Origin of the sequence: Paraburkholderia metrosideri, assembly GCF_904848625.1 — a bacterium.
GTDB lineage: Bacteria > Pseudomonadota > Gammaproteobacteria > Burkholderiales > Burkholderiaceae > Paraburkholderia > Paraburkholderia metrosideri.
Map to the genome: position 1 here is coordinate 148,992 of NZ_CAJHCP010000002.1, position 19,642 is coordinate 168,633.

The 19,642-nt window shown below is 57.2% G+C and carries 14 protein-coding genes; 12 read left to right on the plus strand and 2 right to left on the minus strand.

All coding sequences use genetic code 11. The annotated features are described in order from the left end of the window. The first annotated feature begins 14 nt into the window (after positions 1 to 14). The 5 genes from LMG28727_RS03670 (at position 15) to LMG28727_RS03690 (ending at position 5,683) form a co-directional block, all read left to right on the plus strand. Positions 15 to 983, plus strand: a complete 969-nt coding sequence (locus tag LMG28727_RS03670; RefSeq protein WP_201640959.1) for a sugar ABC transporter substrate-binding protein — start codon at positions 15 to 17, stop codon at positions 981 to 983. A 39-nt stretch (positions 984 to 1,022) separates the two neighbouring features. Continuing rightward, positions 1,023 to 2,561 carry a sugar ABC transporter ATP-binding protein gene (locus tag LMG28727_RS03675; RefSeq protein ID WP_201640960.1) on the plus strand — a complete coding sequence of 513 codons (1,539 nt, stop codon included), beginning with the start codon at positions 1,023 to 1,025 and terminating at the stop codon, positions 2,559 to 2,561. Between the two features lie 12 nt (positions 2,562 to 2,573). Beyond that, a complete protein-coding gene (locus LMG28727_RS03680; protein ID WP_236591586.1) occupies positions 2,574 to 3,812 on the plus strand; it encodes an ABC transporter permease in 1,239 nt (412 codons plus the stop codon). 202 nt (positions 3,813 to 4,014) lie between these two features. Beyond that, positions 4,015 to 4,218: a hypothetical protein gene (locus LMG28727_RS03685; protein ID WP_201640961.1), complete on the plus strand. Its 204-nt coding sequence runs from the start codon at positions 4,015 to 4,017 to the stop codon at positions 4,216 to 4,218. Positions 4,219 to 4,357: 139 nt separating this feature from the next. Beyond that, positions 4,358 to 5,683 (plus strand): MFS transporter, encoded by a 1,326-nt coding sequence (locus LMG28727_RS03690; RefSeq protein ID WP_236591587.1) that lies wholly within the window; start codon positions 4,358 to 4,360, stop codon positions 5,681 to 5,683. A gap of 133 nt (positions 5,684 to 5,816) precedes the next feature. On the opposite strand, the gene LMG28727_RS03695 is transcribed toward LMG28727_RS03690, so the two are convergent. Next, a complete protein-coding gene (locus tag LMG28727_RS03695; RefSeq protein WP_236591588.1) occupies positions 5,817 to 6,707 on the minus strand; it encodes an amidohydrolase family protein in 891 nt (296 codons plus the stop codon). 160 nt (positions 6,708 to 6,867) lie between these two features. Continuing rightward, positions 6,868 to 7,785: a LysR family transcriptional regulator gene (locus LMG28727_RS03700; RefSeq protein WP_201640962.1), complete on the minus strand. Its 918-nt coding sequence runs from the start codon at positions 7,783 to 7,785 to the stop codon at positions 6,868 to 6,870. A 167-nt stretch (positions 7,786 to 7,952) separates the two neighbouring features. Here LMG28727_RS03700 and LMG28727_RS03705 point away from each other — a divergent pair, with 167 nt between their 5' ends. The 7 genes from LMG28727_RS03705 (at position 7,953) to paoC (ending at position 19,319) form a co-directional block, all read left to right on the plus strand. Continuing rightward, complete coding sequence (locus tag LMG28727_RS03705; RefSeq protein ID WP_201640963.1) at positions 7,953 to 9,338, plus strand: MmgE/PrpD family protein; 1,386 nt, start codon at positions 7,953 to 7,955, stop codon at positions 9,336 to 9,338. Between the two features lie 340 nt (positions 9,339 to 9,678). Beyond that, positions 9,679 to 11,166, plus strand: coding sequence for an aldehyde dehydrogenase (locus LMG28727_RS03710; protein ID WP_201640964.1), 1,488 nt, complete (start codon positions 9,679 to 9,681; stop codon positions 11,164 to 11,166). A gap of 316 nt (positions 11,167 to 11,482) precedes the next feature. Further along, entirely contained in the window at positions 11,483 to 13,099 is a 1,617-nt protein-coding gene (locus LMG28727_RS03715; RefSeq protein ID WP_236591589.1) for a GMC family oxidoreductase, read from the plus strand. 484 nt (positions 13,100 to 13,583) lie between these two features. Further along, positions 13,584 to 14,882, plus strand: a complete 1,299-nt coding sequence (locus LMG28727_RS03720) for an MFS transporter (RefSeq protein WP_201640966.1) — start codon at positions 13,584 to 13,586, stop codon at positions 14,880 to 14,882. 592 nt (positions 14,883 to 15,474) lie between these two features. Next, positions 15,475 to 16,170 carry an aldehyde dehydrogenase iron-sulfur subunit PaoA gene (gene paoA / locus LMG28727_RS03725; RefSeq protein ID WP_201640967.1) on the plus strand — a complete coding sequence of 232 codons (696 nt, stop codon included), beginning with the start codon at positions 15,475 to 15,477 and terminating at the stop codon, positions 16,168 to 16,170. Then, positions 16,167 to 17,114, plus strand: coding sequence for an FAD binding domain-containing protein (locus LMG28727_RS03730; protein WP_201640968.1), 948 nt, complete (start codon positions 16,167 to 16,169; stop codon positions 17,112 to 17,114). Before paoA ends, LMG28727_RS03730 begins: the two co-directional genes overlap by 4 nt. Before the next feature lie 3 nt (positions 17,115 to 17,117). Beyond that, positions 17,118 to 19,319: an aldehyde oxidoreductase molybdenum-binding subunit PaoC gene (gene paoC, locus LMG28727_RS03735; RefSeq protein WP_201640969.1), complete on the plus strand. Its 2,202-nt coding sequence runs from the start codon at positions 17,118 to 17,120 to the stop codon at positions 19,317 to 19,319. Positions 19,320 to 19,642: the final 323 nt, after the last annotated feature.

Sequence of the window (19,642 nt, forward strand, 5' to 3'; positions counted from 1 at the left end):
AGTGGAGACATGAAATGAAAACGAGTATCAAAGGATGGGGATGGGTTGGTCTCGTAGGCGCGCTGGCCTTTGTCACAAACGCCGCTGTAGCGAAGGACATCACGTTGGGATACGTGGCCGCTGGGATGCAGTATCCATTCAACGTCGCGGCAGCCAAGGGCTTCGAAGCGGCGGCAAAAGCAGCGGGCGTTAAGACGGTCATCCTCGATGCAAAAACGAGCGTGGAACGCCAAGGTAACGCAGTCGATGATCTGATCGCCCAGAAAGTCGATGGAATCGCCGTTCTACCAATCGATGCAGTAGTGGCGCAGTCATGGGTCGACCGGGCCGCGTCACACAATATTCCTTTCGTCGCGGTTGCTACCCAGATTGGGGACCCGCAGAAGCATCCTGTGAAGGACGTTTATCCCAAGTTGACCGCGCTTGTCGCAAGCGACGAGGTTCATGCTGGATACAACGCGGGTCAGATCGCAGCAACGTTGCTCCCGAAAGATCGGACGGCAAACATCGCCATTGTTGAAGGCGCCCCTGGCTACCCAACCGTGTGGCAAACAACTCAAGGCTTCAAGGAAGGGCTCGAGAAGGCCGGCATCAAGTATCGGATCGTCGCGTCGCAACCGACTGATTGGACGCCGGAAAAGGGGGAGTCCGTTTGCCAGAATATGTTGACGGCACATCCTGACATCGACCTGTTCTTCAATCAGGCCGATGACATGGTCATCGGTTGCGCTCGAGCAGTACACGCAGCAGGTTCGCACGCAAAGCTTATCGGGCGCGGTGGTTCGCGGCTGGGCATCAACGCGATCAAGGTGGGTGACGTCGATGGAACAGTCTGCATCCAACCAGGCAAGATGGGGCAACTCGCGTTCAAGGCGTTGTACGCAGCGGTAACTAATCCCGGCACGCCGAAAGCGCAGTTTGTTGACGTTGACACGCCTCAGGTCACGAAAGCCAGCTTGGCGCAATGTGTTCCCGAATGGTAAGCAAGAGCGTGGCCAACCGAAGTCGAAGGAGACGTTCAAATGGCAAATGAAGTCCCACTCTTGCAGCTTCAGGGGGTGACCAAGACCTTCCCGAATGGGCTCACAGCGCTGCGTGGAGTCAATCTGGAGGTCTCGCGCGGCACCGTTCACGGACTGCTGGGTGCAAACGGCGCTGGTAAATCGACACTCATCAAGATACTTTCTGGCTCGTTGCCGGCAACGGGCGGACAGATTGTATGGAAGGGTGCCGCAGTTGACTACTCCAGTCCGAAAGCCGCGAATGACATGGGGATTGCCACGATCCACCAGCATATTCCGCTGGTGCCGACGCTGTCGGTCCTCGAGAATGTGTTCCTGAGCGAGGAAGGTCGTTGGCGCCGGAACGCTTCGATTCGACGCCGGTTCTCCGAACTTTGCCAACGAGTGGGCTACTGGCTTAATCCGGAGAGCCTCGTAAGCGAATTGTCGATTGGTCAACGCCAGATGGTCGCGATTCTTCAGGCGCTAGGAACGGGAGCCGAGTTGATTGTGATGGACGAGCCGACCGCGTCCCTTGCCGGTAACGAACGCGAGGTCGTGTACAGGATCGTGCGGCACCTAGCAAGCGTCGAAAACAAGGCCATCGTGTTTGTCTCCCACTTCCTTGATGAGGTCGTGGCGCTTACAGACCGAGTCACGATATTGAGAGACGGTCAAGCGGTCGTAGATGCTGAGACTCGCGACCTCGACGAGTCGCGTATTGCCGAGGCTATCGTCGGGCGCCAGATTGTCGCGCTCGAGCGGGCGGCGTTGAAGCGAGTCGATGCCGGCGCTCCGGTGGTTCTGGAGCTAAGGGACCTCGCTTCTCCGGACAAGCTCGAACCAATCTCTTTGAAGGTTCGAGCGGGCGAGGTGGTAGGGATAGCAGGGCTCCTCGGTTCGGGTCGTAGCGAGCTTTTGCATGCGATCTTTGGAGCAGACCCGGACGCGACAGGTGAGGTGCGAGTTGACGGCCGACTGCTTGGCAGGTCGACGGCAGCAGCTGTCAGGGCAGGACTGGGTCTAGTCCCGGAAGACCGCATGGCGCAAGGCCTAGTGCCCGGCTTCGAGATTTGGCGCAATACAACCCTTCCCGCGCTCGATGGCGTATCGCGAGGCGGTTGGTTGCCGGACGGCGCTCAAGAAAGAAAGCGCGGTGCCGAGGCCATCCGCCGTTTGTCAATTAAGGCAAATTCGCCGGACATCTTGGTGACGGAGCTCAGCGGCGGGAACGCGCAGAAGGTGACTATCGCCAAGTGGCTGTTCAGCGATGTGAAGGTATTCCTTTTGGACGAGCCAACGGCCGGTATCGACATTGGAGCGAAGACCGACGTGTTGCTGCTTGTTCGCGAGTTGGCCGCGGAAGGAAAGGCGGTCGTCATCGTTTCTTCTGAATTCGAAGAGATTCTGGCTGTAAGCAGTCGGATCTTGGTCATGCGTGACGGACGTTGCATCGCTGAGCGTGCTGGGCACGACACGTCCGAACATGAGCTGATGTTGTTGGCGGGCGGCAAGAGTGCGAACTCAGCTGGCGCGCAACAGGCGGACGCGCAATCTTGAGAGTGAGTAATCATGAATCTGACGACTTCGACACATTCCGGCCCGTCTCATGATGGCAGCGGATCCCCAGGTGGACCTTTAGACGGCGCTTCTTCAATGGCACAAGGACAGACGACAGACTGGCGTCGATTGCTCAGTCTCCGCGAAATGGGCGTGTATTATGCCCTGATCTTGCTGGTACTCGCGATCTCTGCGGTTACGGCCTACACGGGCAGGCCTAGCTATCTGAGCGTAGCGAACATTTCGAACGTCCTTTATCAGTCGTCTCTGGTCGCCATCATTGCTGTCGCAATGACAGTTATTTTGATTACGGGAAACTTCGACCTATCGGTTGCATCAGTGGCTGCTCTTTCGGCGGCGGTGGTCGTTGGCCTCGCAGATTCACTTGGTTTCTGGCCAGCAGCGCTCGTCGCGATGATCGTCTCGATTTTGGCCGGTCTCCTGAATGGGGCGATTGTGCAATACCTTGGCATCAACGCATTCATCGTGACACTCGGCACTTTGACGGCGATCCGAGGCGTGGTTCAGATCTATACCGACGGACGTTCCCTGTCCGTAGATACGCCTGAGGCCCTGCAGGCTATGCGACTGTTCGAATCCGGACGTCTGCCTGTTGCGATTCCGCTCATTATCGTTGGTGCTGCTCTGATGCTGGGGGGAATCTGGTTGTTCTTACGGTCCCGGCGAGAAGCACAAAATGTCCCTGCAAGCGCTCTCGGCATGATTGTTGGCGGTATCTGTTGTCTCGCTCTTGTTGGCGCCGGAGGGTTGTCGCTGGCAATGCCGAAACCGGTCGTGTACATGGTCATCTTCACGTTGATCGTCTGGTTTGTCCTAAGCATGACGAACGTGGGTCGACGCGTCTACGCGGTGGGCGGCAACCCTGAGGCGGCTCGCTTGTCCGGTATCAACGTGAAGCGTTACAAGATGGCAGGATTCATTCTGTGCAGCGCGGCAGCAGGTTTCGGCGGTGTGTTGTTCGGTAGTCGACTTGGTGCTGTCAATCCGACGGCGATGCAAGGCGCTGAATTGACTGTCATCGCCTCAGCCATTCTTGGCGGGACATCGCTGTTCGGCGGAGCCGGTTCGGTCATTAAGACCCTTGCAGGGGCGCTGCTCCTGTTCACTCTGACGAACGGATTCAATATCCTCAATCTCGGAGCGAACTATCAGGGCGTCATCGAAGGAACGGTAGTCGTCACGGCTGCCGCGATCTATACCGTCGGTGGAAATCGTCGGCGAAAGAGGTAATAGAGGACAACTCGGTCACAGCGCTTCTCCATTTATAGACGCCGAAGAGTCGCGCTTATTAGGCCCGAGTTAGCTCGATCCCGCGCGGTCCCAGCTGACTGGAGCGTGTTCTTGACAACAAGAACCGTGCGGATTAACCCGTATCGGCATGTGCAAACGTGCTCGAACTAATCCTGGATCGCACATGCTTCAGGAGCCGTTCATGACCAAGAACAATTTCTCCGACCGCGACGCCTTGACGCCGGCAGACAGGGAAATCATTTCACAAGGGCTGAATGCGCTCTTGCGCGAACGGTCGGTGGCCTATGAGATTGCGGTGAGAGTGGCGCTTTCTCGGGGACAGACTCAGCCAAACGTGAGCGATTTCGGCCTTCCGGATATCCTCAGGCTTAGCCGGATGATCTAGTCGCGGCACGGCTTTCGAGCAGACGCCGAGGGTGCCCTAGGGACTGAGCTGCGGACACAGGGCTGTTGGTTGCCCGTCGACGTGTGAAGCGATGAGCGCCCTGCCGTTTCGAATATACAAGCATATGTGGAGGAGAAACGTGGCAAAACAAAGCTCAATCCGAACGCTTTCGGCGGGTTCCATTGGAAACTTCGGGGAAATTTATGACTTCGCGGTTTTCGGATTTTCCGTTCCGATTTTGTCAATCCATTTCTTTCCTGGAACCGATTGCACGGCAGCCCTTCTGAGTACTTTCGCCGTCTATGCAGTAGCGTTCTTCGCTCGGCCGCTCGGCGGACTGATGTTTGGCGTGATGGCCGACAAGGTGGGGCGGGTAAGAGTAATGGCGATGACCGTCTGGTTGATGGCGCTTGGCACCGCTGTGATTGGACTCTTGCCTACGTACGGCACTGTAGGCATTGGAGCTCCCATATTGCTGGTCCTATGTCGAATTGCCCAGGGTCTTGCCCTCGGTGGCGAGACGACCGGCACCACAAGCTTCATCTTAGAGTCGGCGCCGGATGACCGAAGAGGCGGATGGATTGGTCTAACCTTGATTTTCTCGCATCTTCCGAATGCTCTCGTGGCAGTCCTCCTGATCGGACTTCAACTTGCCGCCGGCGCGACAGCATATGCTGATTGGGTTTGGCGGGTACCATTCCTTGCAGGGGGCCTTATTGGCGTTGTCGGCTTCTGGTTGCGCCGAAATCTCGATGAGCCGGACGAATTCAAGCAGGCGACCCGTAAGACAGGGTCCAAGAATCCTCTGCGCACAGCGATTCGAGCTGGAGGTCTGAAAGGCATGTTGAACGTGGCGATGATTCAGCCAATACAGACTGTGGGGTCGTACCTTCTTCTGGGATTCATGTACACGTTTCTGGTGCGGGTCGCTAAGCTTGATCCGACCTCTGCACTTTTCACGAACGCAGCTGCCATCGTTGTGTTGTCGTTCATGATTCCGCTTGGAGGGGTATTGAGCGACCGGTTCGGTAGAAAGCGCATCCTGTCTATCGGAGCGGCCTGGCTTGCATTCGCTGCCTACCCTGGTGTGTACCTTGCCGCTACAGGCACCATTACAGGTGCGCTCCTTGGTCAGCTCTTGCTGGTGCTCGGCGTCGGCCTCTATGGGGGTGCCTGTTTTGTCGCGGCGCCAGAGTTCTTTCCAACGGCGTTTCGGGCAACCGGGCATGCGATTTCCTACCAAGTCACGGTAGCCATTTTTGGAGGGACCACACCGCTCATCGGGACGCTTCTAGTCCAGGCATTCGGATCGCCGCTTGCGCCCGCATATTACGTGGCGTTAGTAGCGGTGGCTTGCCTGGTTTCGATTCAGTTCGTGCCGGAAACGAGGGGCGTGAGGTTGCGTACGTCTGCGAGTTCCGCTGCTGGGGGTGAGGCGTCCGGCGTGATCCATGAATTGAGATGAGAACCGTCAGCCTCCGTTTCGCAAGCATCAAGTGGAGCGGAGACGGTTGAGAAGGGAGGGGGGCGATAGTCGTGTCCCTTCCGTCGGAACGAGACTCAGCTACTGCTTAGTGTGCAGGGGCACAAAGCAGAATTTAAACGTTGAGACGGTAGCTCTTGATAGCGTTATCGCGGAAGATTTTACGCCGGTCGGCCTGCGCCAGGTGTTGGGTAGCGTGATCCAACACGTCGACCCATTCGCGATAGCTCGCGGCGAGTTCGAGGACTGGCCAGTCGCCGCCGAAGAGCACTCGGTCGACAGTAAAGCAATCGATGACGTGGTCGATTAGCGGTATCACTTGCGCTTCGCTCCAGCTCGAATGGTCGGCCTGCGTCAAGAGACCTGAAATTTTGCAGACCACGTTGGGCAGCGCCGCAAGCTCCGCAATGCGCTCGTGCCACGGAACGAGCCGGTCCTCTTTAACATCCGGTTTTCCCATGTGGTCCAAAATGAAGGACACGGCTGGGCACCTCGCCACCATTTCGATGGCGTGTTCGAACTGATGCGGGTCAATGCAGATGTCGAAGGAAAGGCCATACTTCGGGAGAAGCTTTACCGCGTCGAGGAAGTCGTCCTGCAAGATGACTGCTGAGTCGGGCATGTTCTGTATAAGGCGTCTGATCCCACGGACAGACGCCAGGCTTGCGAGACGCGCGATCTCTGGTTCGATGGATAAGCCTTGTTCTAGCGGCAGACATGCAACGCACGCCATAATCCGGCGATCTTCAGCGGCGCTGGAGGCGGCCCAATCTGCCTCTGCCCGATATTGTGGCATGTCGACATCTGCTTCAACGAACACGAATCCTTCTACGTTGTAGGGTTTCGAGTAACTGGCGAGGTCTTCGGCGGTCCAATCCCGATTTAGTTTTGTCGCCCCGGTCGCCCACGAAGAGCCGCTAGACCACGAGTAGTCGAAACGGCGCCTGTCCAGGAGGTGGATATGCGAGTCAATAATCGGGAAATCAATCATTGCTGAGATGCTCAATGTGGAAAGACTCGTTGCTTGGCAGCTGGCATCTAAGTGCCATGCTTTAGGAGCCTACCGGATGTCTCGACTAGATTAATTAATAATCCCAAATCGTTGTGAAGATTCTTCATCGAAAGGAGTGGTATCGTCGGCATCGGCATCTATCGATAGTGCGTCTTCACCGACCGAGGTCATCTTTACCGGCTAGCCATGCGATGAGGTGCTCGCGAAAGCCTTCAGCCGCTGGGGACAGCGTGCGGATTGACGAGTGATAAAGGCAGACTTGGCGCATTACCTCAGGCTGAACAATTGGCCGCATGACGAGTCCAAACCGCCGCCCAAGCAGACCCACATAGGTGGGCGCAATCACCAGGCCTAGCCCTTCGGCTGCCATGCCGAAGGCCGTGCTGATGTTATCGACCATGTCCACCGGCGTAATCTGTTCGTTCTCGTGGTGCTCGCCAAGTGTCAGAGAAATCGTGCGTTCGTAATCTCGTCCGGCGACAACCAGGGGATACTGCCTCAATTCTGCCCACGAGACCTCGCTTCGCTCAGCTAGCGGATGATTCGGAGCGAACCATAAAACCCATGGGCTTCTGAACAGATCGAGACGTACAGTACCTTCGTTTACTGCCTGGTCAGGACCGACTGCCAAATCTACTACGGCGCTGTCGACCATATCGATAAGATTTTCGACCGACGCGTCACGTATACGGACGAGAACTTTCGGTTGCTGACTCGTATAGGCCTTGACTGCTCTAGGCAGAACTGTACTTGCCAGAATGAGCGGGGCAGCAATTCGTACAATTCCGGCGGCGCGATTGAGAATATCATCCGCGGCTGCTTGCGCGAGCTCTATATGGCTCAACACGCTTTTTGCAGAGGCATGAAATTCTCGCCCCGCAGGAGACAGGGAAACGCTGCGCGTGGTGCGGTCAAAAAGCCGAAATCCGATTGAAGACTCTAATTCGCTAACGAGTTGACTAACGGCAGAGGCGGACAAGGAAAGCCGTTCGCCAGCTTTGGCGAAGCTCCTGACATCGGCGACGGCGACGAAAGCGTAAAGCTGTCTCGGCGTGAATTTAGGAAATGCCATGAGGGAGGCGATGTTTCGCTATTGCTAAGAGTTCCTTAAGAATACATCAGAATTCATAGCTTGTTGATTCGTAAATCTCCTATCAAACTGATCCTAGAGCTGTTGCTTACCTATCCGGCCGGTGCGCACTGCGCGGTTCAGGTTTTAAGTCCCTATCAAAAATCACCATGTCCCCTCATTCCGACATTTGCCAGGTATTCGCTGATCATGTCGCAAACGCTCGCTTCGATGACCTTGCCGAAGGAGCAGTTGAAGCAGCCAAGAAGTCGATCCTCGATATAGTTGGCGTGACGCTTGCCGGCAGCGGCATGGAACCGGCGGTACGAGGGGTGGCTGACCTTGTGCTTGACGCGGGCGGACGTCAGGAAGCGTCTTTGCTCGGCTTCGGGGGCAAGGTGCCGGCGCAGTCGGCCGCCTTTGCGAACGGTGTCATGGCTCATTGCCTCGATTTTGATGACCAGACGCCTTGGGGAGCACACCCAGACAGTTCCGTCGTTCCAGCTGTTCTTGCGCTGGCTGAACGCAAGGGAAACGTCTCCGGACGAGATCTAATTACCAGCGTAGCGCTAGGCCAAGATCTCTTTGTGCGATTGCGTTGCAACGTAGGGTGGCGGCAGGACTGGAACCTCTCGTCAGTGGTCGGTGCATTTTCCAGCGCCGCAGCAGCCTCATTCGTGCAAGGCTTACCGCAAGAGCGGACCGCTCATGCGCTGGGCATTGCAAGCATGCAGTCGAGTGGGACCATGCAGGTAATCTTTGGAATCGGCAGCGACTTGCGCGGTATGTACGCTGGGTTCACGGCTCAGGGCGCCGTGATGTCGGTGCTTCTAGCTCAAAAGGGCATCACAGGCATCGCCGAACTGTTTGAGGGGAAGGCCGGCATTTTTAACGTCTATTTTGGTGGGAAGTACGAACGAGAAAAGATGCTGGAAGGCTTGGGCAAGGAATATCGGGGCGCCTCGATGCTGTACAAGGCTTGGCCGGCCGTCGGGAACGTTCATACATACATCCATGCCACGATCGAGCTGATGAGAGAGCATGCTCTGAAGGCGAGCGACATTGAGCAGGTCAGGGTATTCGTTGGAGATTTCCATCAACGCATGTGCTATCCGCTGGAGCTGCGTCGTGCACCTGCAACCCTCGTTGATGCCAAGTTCAGCCTTCCATTCTGTGTGGCGTTGGCCGCCGTCCGTGGAGGAATTCGGATCGCCGATTTCAGCGCAGTGGCGCTGAAAGATCCTGAAGTTCTTGCTGTCGCGCGAAAAGTAGTGCCGGTTGAGGACAGCAGTCTCGACTGGAAAATGAAGATTCCTGACGGACGCATGGAGGTCACTACTCGTGACGGTCGCCGATTCGAACGCGTGGGCGACAAGGTGCCCGGTAGCCCCGAAGCACCATTGTCATGGGACGCAATCGTCGCAAAGTTCGGCGACTGTGCTTCTGTCGCCGCCCGACCTATCGCACCAGACAGAATCGAGCAGGCACAAGAGATGGCACGCAATCTTGAGTCGCTCGACGATGCCACGATGCTGTTGAAAGCCTTCACACAATAGTCAACGGCACCTTCGACCGTGTGCAGATGCCATTGTTTTACCGGGACTCTTTTTGATTACGAATTTTAACTTAATAAAAGTCGATGATTCATTGCTTGTTGACCAAACGATCTCCGGCGAGACTGATACCACATTTAAAACTATTCGCATCTGCCGGAGATGCTTTATGACGGGGCGGTGATTTCGGTCGACGGTGGACAGACTGCGCGCATTCCCCCCGCATACGTTCTCAGTTCGGCCCAACGGAAAGGACAGGCATAAGGCGCGCGCTGGTACTAGGGACTAACGACGTGCGTGCCTCTTGATCTGAATCGACACACTTACATTAGCGATAGGCGAAATGAAGACGTACCAGCATTGGATTAACGGAGCGTGGGTGGGTCCAGCGCGCGCTGAATGGCTCGAGTCGGTGGATCCATATCATGGCGGAGCGTGGGCCAGGATCCCACGAGGCAACAGCGAAGATGCCGATCGCGCGGTAGCGGCGGCGTACGATGCGATGCACCACGGACCGTGGAGCCGCATGACTGCGACGGAGCGTGGCAAAATTCTCCGGCGCATCGGCGACCTGCTCGCGGACGCCAAAAACGCACAGCGATTGGCCGAGATTGAATCCCGAGACAATGGCAAGCTTCTCGCGGAAATGGAAGGGCAATTGAAGTACCTTCCTGAACATTGGTACTACTTCGCTGGCCTGGCCGACAAGATTGAAGGGAGTGTGGTCCCTGTGGACAAGTCCGATATGCTCGCTATCACTTACCGCGAGCCCGTCGGGGTTGTGGCAGCGCTCACTGCCTGGAATTCCCCGTTGATGTTTTTCACCATCAAATGCGCTCCGGCGCTCGCTGCGGGTTGTTCTGTCGTACTGAAGCCGTCCGAGTACGCATCGGTGAGCTCCCTCGAACTCGCGGCTTTGACAAAGGAAGCCGGTTTGCCGGACGGTGTGATCAACGTCGTGACCGGGCTCGGACAGGAACTCGGTGCACCGCTGGTCGAGCATCATGACGTGGCCAAGATCACGTTCACCGGCTCCGATGTAACGGGCGCCAAAGTATATGAGACCGCGGCACGTACGATGAAGCGAGTCTCGATGGAACTGGGTGGTAAATCGCCGAACATCGTATTCGAGGATGCCGACCTGGGAAGTGCCTGTATCGGTGCCGTCTCCGGCATCTTTGGGGCGTCCGGGCAGATGTGTACGGCAGGTTCGAGACTGCTGGTGCAGAACACTATCCGACATGCATTCACGGAACGTTTGCTCGGTATTGCACGCAAACTTAAGCTGGGCGATCCGATGCGCACGGACACGGAAATCGGCCCGATTGCTACCCGGCCTCAGTTCGAGAAGGTTCTGCGTTACATCGAAATCGCCAAATCCGAGGGCGCTCAATGTGTTCTCGGGGGCAGGGCTGCGACTGGTGATGGGTTGACCGGCGGCCAATTCGTGGAACCCACGATTTTTACTGAAGTGTCGAGCAGCATGCGCATTGCCCAGGAAGAAGTATTTGGCCCCGTACTATCGATTATCGGCTTCGATACCGAGGACGACGCCGTGAAGATCGGCAATGACGTGATCTACGGGCTGGCGGCCGGAGTATGGACGCGAGACGTGGGGCGCGCGATTCGGATGTCGAAGGCGTTGAGGGCTGGGATGGTTTGGGTCAACACCTACCGAGCCTACAGCTTCACGGTGCCAATTGGTGGAATGAAACAATCGGGCCTTGGGCGCGAGAGCGGAATGGAGGCGATCAACGATTACCTCGAAACAAAGAGTGTCATGATTTCAACCGCGTTGAGCGCACCAGAAAATGCTTTTGTTCAACGATGAACCGATATTCAATTGTGGACTCGCTTCGAATTTCTTCGAGCTGGGTGCCTCAATGGTGATAACAAGGGAGCGCGACACAAGGGGGACATAACTCCGAACAGGCGCCGGCCTTGAAAGCTGTAAGCGTGCCACCCGTTTCGACCTACGCCGCCGGCCGTGAGCCGTCTTTAGGATATTCGCTCCAGTCTTGTCTTAAAGGATTGCATCGAGAGATGGGTACTGCTGCCATGAGGCGAAACGCGCCTTTTCTGGGAATTTCTGCCGTCCCAACCTCTGAACACTGCTACACGCACGGATTAGACACAAAGTGAATTACATGGATAGAGATTCAAACTTGTGGGACGACATCGTCGTCGGAGCGGGAAGCGCTGGCTGCGTAGTGGCTGCTCGCCTCAGTGAAAACACGTCGCGGCGCGTTCTCGTTCTTGAGGCGGGCCCTCCGGATGTGTGGCTCATGAAGCCGTTCGGCCTCAGCTATTATCTTGACTTCTCGCGCTTCGAATGGGGCTACTGGTCCCAATCAGACTCCACTCGCAATATGCGAACCGACCATTGGCGGCGCGGACGCGTCGTGGGTGGCAGCGGCAGTATCAATGGCATGAACTACGTGCGCGGCACTCGTGCCGACTACGACCGTTGGGCTGCCATGGGGAACGTCGGCTGGTCGGCCGATGACGTCATGCCCTTGTTTCGCGACATGGAGCGTTGCGAGCCCGGCTACCATTCACCGCCTGACTACTCAATTCGCGGCGATTCTGGGCCGCTGCCCATCCGTGAGGTGCGGCACTGCCATCCGCTCACGAACGCCTTTCTCGAAGCCGCACAAGCGGCCGGCATTCCGCGTACACACGATTTCAACGGTGCTCAGCAAGAAGGGGTTGGCTACGGACAATTCAACCAGCGCCGAGGAATGCGAGTGAGTTCGGCCGATGCATGGCTCAAACCGGCGTTGCAGCGCAAGAACCTGAAGCTGGTCACGGATGCACTCGTACACAAACTCTTGGTAAAGGAAGGTAAGGTCACGGGCGTCACCTACGAGCGCGATGGCGTAATGCACGAGGCCCGGGCCGGCCGCGTCATCTTGTGCGGAGGAGCGATCAATACGCCGCAGCTTCTAATGCTATCGGGCGTCGGCGACGGAGAGGAACTGCAAGCCCGTGGCATTGATGTTGTGTTGCACCAGCCTGGCGTTGGACGGAACTTGATGGAGCATCCTCTCATCAGGCCGAGTTGGCGCGTGAAGGGGCCTAGCTACAGCCCCACAAGCAACTGGCTGCGAATGGCGGGCTTTGGAGCCAAATTCTTGTTGACGGGGCAAGGACCGCTTGCCACGATCACAGAGGCCATGGGATTCCTGAGGACTTCACCGGCGGAGACCGTGCCGGATGTACATATGCTTTTCTCGGTCGCAGGCGCAGTCAACGACGACGAACTCAAGTTCTACAAGAGCCTGAAGGTGCTGCCTTATCCGTCGTTTTCAATGGTGCTCGACAAGAGCTATCCCTTGAGTCGGGGCACCATCCGTCTCGCCAGCACGGACCCTAAGGCGGCACCGCTAATCGAACCCAATCTTCTGGGAGATTCCCGGGATGTGGAAACGTTGGTGAAAGCGATAAGACTTCTGCGACGTATCGTCTCCAAGTCTCCGTTGACCGATATGGTGATGGAGGAGGTAGAACCAGGCCCACACGTCACCTCCGAAGCAGCGTTGGTCGAGTACGTTAAGGCCCGCGCCGGGCTCGCGTACCACGCGTCGGGCACCTGCCGCATGGGAGTCGACGAAACGGCAGTAGTGACGCCCGACCTCAAAGTAAGAGGACTGGAAAACCTCTGGATCGCCGATGCGTCGGTGATGCCCGACCTTATCAGCGGAAACATCAACGCAGCGTGCATGATGATCGGCGAAAAGCTGGGGCGGCAACTCAGAAACTAAATCGTCGACAACATCAGCACAGCCTTCGCATGGCTGTTGCGGTGCTTGCGCTAACTTCCGCGCCTGGCCTATGTCTCCGGCATCATCGAGGCGTCCGCGCGGAGACGTAAGGCAGGTTCGAAGCTGCCGGTGCAGAACTCCATCCGACACGCATTCACGAGACGTTCGCGCAAACTGAAACTCCGAGATCTGATGCGAATGGGCACGGAATCGGACCTATCGCTACCCAACCGCAGTTCGAGAGAGGTTCTGCATTACATCGATCCCGCCTTATCCGAGGGCGCGATGTGTTCTCAGAGGCCTCCGGTGAGTGAAGATCTGGGACGGCGGGCGATTCGACCGACACTTCAGTGGTGGACTAGCTTCGACTCTTTTGAGCTGCTTGCCTCAATGGTAATAACCAGGGCGCGCAATACCTCGGTGCACCGAGGACGCAAGTTCGAAGAGACATCGGCTTGGAAGATATAAATATTGGAGACGAAACATGAGAATCCTCGATGACGCGCCGGTACGGAAGGCGTTTTTTCGGCTGATGCCGCTGCTTGTGCTCTGCTACTTCGTTGCTTATCTCGATCGCGCGAACGTCGGCTTCGCCGCGGTTCATATGAGTCACGACATTGGACTAACTGCCTCCGCGTTTGGGTTTGGCGCGGGATTGTTCTTCCTGACGTATTTTTTGCTCGAAGTGCCTTCTAACCTCTTGCTCGCACGATATGGCGCACGTCGCTGGATTGCGCGCATCATGTTGACTTGGGGCGCGATGTCGGGGGCGATGGCATTCGTCACCAACGAAACGGGCTTCTACACATTACGTCTGCTTTTAGGCGCGGCGGAAGCTGGATTCTTCCCAGGCATCACGTACTTTGTCACGCTTTGGTTTCCGGCCGCGTACCGCGCTCGCATCATGGCATTCTTTCTTTGCGCTGCGCCTATTTCGCTGTCACTCGGAGGCCCGGTTTCAGGTGCGCTTCTCGGTCTGGATGGATTTCTGGGCATAGCCGGCTGGCGATGGATGTTCATCATCGAGGCGGTCCCCGCAATGGCCCTTTCAGTTGTCGTCCTCCGATACTTGACTGACCGTCCCTCTGACGCAGCATGGCTGGCTCCGGATGAACGGATAGAACTCAGCGAACGCCTTGCCACCGACGCTCAGCAAAGCTCGCAGTTAGCGGAACAAGGGATTTTTCAGGCGCTGTTTAATCCCCGCATATTGCTTTTCGGTGTCGCCAATTTCGCAATCGTCGTGGCTGCTTATGGGGTAAGCTTTTTTCTTCCCAGGATCATCAAGGAGTTCGGGCTGAGTGACCTGCAGACCGGCTTCCTTTCGGCCGTACCTTATGCGCTTGCTGCGATCGGTCTGGTTTGGTGGGGAAAACGTTCGGATGCGAGGTTGGAGCGCCGCTATCACACCGTCATCCCCATCGTGTTCGCGAGTGTGGGGCTTGCAGCGGCTGCGCTGCTGACCAATCCAGCCGCAAGAACGATTGCATTCAGCTGCGCAGCGATTGGTTGCTGGGCCGCCATGCCGGTATTCTGGTCGTTGTGCTTTGGAAACATTCCAACTAAGAACGCGGCGGGCGCTATCGCCGTCATCAATGCCATCGCCAACCTTGGTGGCTTCACCGGACCGTCCATTATGGGCTTTTTCCGTGACCACACTGGCGACTTCGAGGTGGGTCTTCTGGTTTTGGCCGGAGTGAATCTTGTTGCTGCGGGGATCGTGGTCCTTGTCGGCAGAAAGCCCACTACTCCGGATATACTCGAACGAGCTATGCATGTTTGAATAAGTCTGCGCTCCTGTATGAACCCTCCAATCACAACCTTTAGCTAAACGTGTTGCTCGCGAGCTCGGGTGCGCTTCGCTTCCTGAAAAACTTAATCGCAGAATTGGGCGCGTTTCAGCACACTTATTGTTCCCCTGTCAGATGACAATTCCGAATACCGAAAAGGGGAAGTTGGTCGAGGCAGATACTCTGGAAGTTTCCAAAGCGAACGTCCCGAGTTGCGTGTCCCATGGCGCGTCCTCAGCAAGTTGAGAAGTGTCGGCCACCTGCATTGAGCGCCAGGCGGTTTTGTTCGCGAGACATACGCGGAGAGTAAATCCGAACATCCGTGGCGGCCTGTCGCTAACTGTCCGACGCCGGCCGAGCCTCCAGATAGCAGGGGAAGCCGGTAGTAAGGGTGTCTCGAACCGTCGAAGGACACGCCATAGCGTTGCGCAAGCCGGGTCTTACGGATAAGTGTTGCACCCGTGCTAGTTGCGCCGGTGTAATTGACTCGCTCAATTCACCAGACCTATGCATCTATCTCACTAATCATCGCTTATTACGGCTTTATAGTATGTGTTCCGCACGCTCAGCTTCAAAGGGGAACTCATGGCCGATAAGGCGGGCAACACGAAACCAGTCGATGACGAAGCTGCTGAGGAAAACGGCGGCTTTCGGATCAGTCGACGAACTCTTCTCAAAATGGCCGGCTCTAGCGCGGCATCGGTGGGGATTATGACGGTGACTACTGGCGCAGGGGCGGCACGAGAGCAGCGTAGTGAAACGGACGGCGTTGCCACAAGCGTTTCGCTGTTCATCAACGGCCAACAACATCAACTTTCTCTCGACACGCGTACAACTTTGCTTGACGCACTGCGCGAGCATCTGCATTTAACCGGCACCAAGAAAGGCTGCGACCACGGACAATGCGGTGCCTGCACCGTCATCGTCGACGGGCGGCGGATTAACTCCTGTCTGTCCCTTGCGGTAATGCATGACGGGAACCACGTAACAACAATTGAAGGTCTCGGTACCCCGACGACGCTGCATCCGATGCAGGCAGCATTCATCAAGCATGACGGCTTTCAGTGCGGCTACTGTACGCCTGGGCAAATCTGCTCGGCCGTAGCCGTGCTAGATGAGATAAAGGCTGGCATCCCGAGCCATGTCAGCGCGGATCTGGTCGTTGCGCCGCGTGCGACGAACATGGAAATGCGCGAGCGCATGAGCGGCAACATCTGCCGCTGCGGCGCGTATTCCAACATAGCGGAAGCAATGGCGGAAGTCGCAGGAGGTCAGCTATGAAGCCGTTTACCTACGAGCGCGCGCACACGCCTGCCGCCGCGGCGGCGGCGGCCCGCCAACCCGGCGCCAGGTTCATCGCTGGCGGAACAAATCTGCTTGATCTGATGAAGCTGCAGATTGAAACGCCGGTTCATCTCATCGACATTAACGGCCTGGCATTCGACCGTATCGAAACGACGCCAGACGGCGGTTTGCATATTGGTGCATTGGTTCGCAATACCGATCTGGCGGCCGATTCGCGTGTGCGTCAAAGCTATCCGCTGCTGTCGCGCGCATTGCTCGCGGGCGCGTCGGGGCAGTTGCGCAACAAAGCGACAACTGCCGGCAATCTGCTCCAGCGCACACGATGCCCATACTTTTATGACACGAATATGCCTTGCAATAAGCGTGCGTCGGGCAGCGGTTGCTCTGCGATCGGCGGCGCGAGCCGGTCCCTTGCTGTAATTGGTGGCAGTGACGCTTGCATCGCGACGCATTCCAGCGACATGGCAGTGGCGATGCGCGCACTCGATGCGACCGTCGCGACGGTGAGCGACGATGGCTCGGTGCGTGTTATTCCGATCGCTGACTTTCACCGCTTGCCGGAGAGCACACCTCAGCTGGAGAACGCGCTTCGTCCAGGCGAGCTCATTACCGGCGTCACGTTGCCGAAGCCTGTAGGTGGGACGCAGCTCTATCACAAGGTGCGTGACCGCGCTTCATATGCCTTCGCTTTGGTTTCGGTCGCAGCGATCGTGCAGAAGGACGGGACTGGACGCGTCGCACTGGGCGGTATCGCTCCCAAACCTTGGCGAGTGGAAGCCGCTGAGGCACAAATGCCGCACGGAGCAGGGGTCGTTGCATCGCATCTTTTGTCCGGCGCAAAGCCGACTCGCGACAATGCCTACAAGCTAAAACTCGTCGAGCGCACACTCGACGCTGTGATGAACGAAGCAAGGAGCTGATTTATGAAGTTTGATACGCCCGCCGGAACAAATCCGATAGATCAGCTCACGCACATTGGCCGCGCCACCGATCGCATCGACGGGCGTCATAAGGTCACAGGCACGGCGACCTATGCGTATGAATGGCACGACAGTATGCGCCATCCTGCGTACGGCTTTATAGTTGGCGCCGCGATTGCTAAAGGCCGCATCGCGTCGCTAGATCTTCGTGCGGTGAAATCGTCGTCGGGCGTACTCGCGGTTGTTACTGCGGAAAACGCCGGACCGCTGGATAAGGGCGACTTCAACACCGTGAAGTTGCTGGCCGGGCCTGATGTCGATCACTACCATCAGGCAGTCGCTGTCGTCGTCGCCGAGACGTTCGAGCAGGCACGCGACGCTGCGCAGAAAATTGAAGTTCGATATGTCATAAGCGACGATGGTGACTTTGACCTAGCTGTAGCCAAGGATTCCGCACCGATAGCAGGTAGCGGCTACTGGGGGGAGCCTGCAACATCCATAGGCGACTTTGACGGTGCGTTGGCCGCCGCGCCCGTCCGGCTCGACGCCACCTATACGACGCCAGATCAGGGTCACGCTATGATGGAGCCGCATGCGTCAATTGCTGCGTGGAACGGCGACAGATTGACCCTCTGGACTTCAAACCAGATGGTCGCGTGGGGAGCAGGGGACGTCGCAAAGACGCTTAAGATGCCGCGTGAAAAGGTGCGTTTAATCTCGCCGTTCATTGGGGGAGGGTTCGGCGGCAAACTGTTCGTGCGTTCGGACGCGATTCTCGCAGCGCTTGGCGCGCGAGCCGCAGGGCGGCCGGTGAAGGTTGCGCTGACACGGCCACTTATGTTCAACAACACTACGCACCGCCCTGCAACGATCCAGCGCATTCGGATCGGCGCGACGAAGGACGGGAAGATCACGGCAATCGGACACGAAAGCTGGTCTGGAGATCAGCCACATGGCAACCCCGAGACCGCTGTCGGCCAGACTCGATTGCTCTACGCGGGACCAAACCGGATGACTGCAATGCGTTTGGCAACGCTGCATCTGCCCGAGGGCAATGCCATGCGCGCGCCGGGCGAAGCGCCAGGATTAATGGCCCTTGAAGTCGCAGTCGACGAAATTGCCGAAGAGTTGAATATGGATCCGATCCGGTTCCGCTCAATCAATGACACACAGGTTGACCCAGAAGACCCGAGTCGGCCGTTTTCGCAACGCCAACTGGTCGAATGTTTTCGGGTAGGTGCAGAGCGATTCGGCTGGAGCCAGCGCAATCCGGTGCCCGGGAAGACGCGCGATGGCCGGTGGTTGATCGGAGTTGGGACTGCCGCCGCGTTTCGTAACAATATCGCGATGAAGTCGGGTGCGCGTGTGCATTTGGACCGGCGGGGAAAAGTCACTGTCGAGACGGATATGACAGACATCGGCACCGGGAGCTACACAATCATCGCGCAAACCGCTGCCGAAATGATGGGTGTGCCGCTCGAGAGGGTCGTCGTTAGATTGGGTGATTCAACATTTCCAGTCTCGTCTGGTTCAGGCGGGCAGTGGGGAGCAAACAGCTCGACAGCAGGTGTCTACGCTGCTTGTGCGATGCTTCGTGAAGCAGTGGCCAAAAGACTAAACATGTCAGGCACCGATGCTGTGTTCGCCGACGGCTACGTGCGTGCAAACGGTCGGCGCGTCGCCATTGCTGACGCCGCAGCGTCAGGCGATCTCGTCGCTGAAGACACGATGGAATATGGTGATCTCTCGAAGCGCTATCAGCAATCCACGTTTGGCGCGCACTTCGTAGAGGTAGGCGTCGACGCTGCAACGCTTGAAATTCGAGTACGACGCATGTTGGCTGTGTGTGCGGCGGGACGCATTCTCAATCCGAAGTCGGCTCGTAGTCAGGTCATCGGTGCAATGACAATGGGGGTGGGTGCTGCGCTGATGGAAGATTTAGTGGTCGATAAGCGATATGGCTTCTTCGTAAACCACGATCTAGCTGGCTATGAGGTACCGGTTCATGCCGACATTCCTTACCAAGAGGTTGTATTTCTTGATGAGACAGACCCGACTTCTTCACCCATGAAAGCAAAGGGCGTCGGCGAACTGGGCCTCTGTGGAGTTGGTGCGGCAATCGCAAATGCAATCTACAACGCGACGGGCGCTCGCATTCGTGACTATCCGATCACGCTCGATAAGCTACTGTCCCAGATGACCTAATGAGCGAGCCGAGTCTCATTTGGATGGTCGCCACACCGAATGCGCGATTGGCAGCACCAACGGCAGCCAGAAGCGGATTCGGCCGACCTACGGAGCTTGATGCAGACGAATGACTATCAGCATGCGGGACCGGTAGATTCGGTTGGCTGCGTACCCGCGCAGGTACGTATGCGAGAAAGCGTCGGGCGTGGTCGCACCTGGCAACCGTGATGGATCTGCACATGCGCTGCATCGTAGGCTGCGCGTTCTGCATGCGGGCGGATATAAAACTGGTCATCCAGCCGCTACAGCAGGCACGCCAGAGGCGGCGCCCGGGAGCTGGG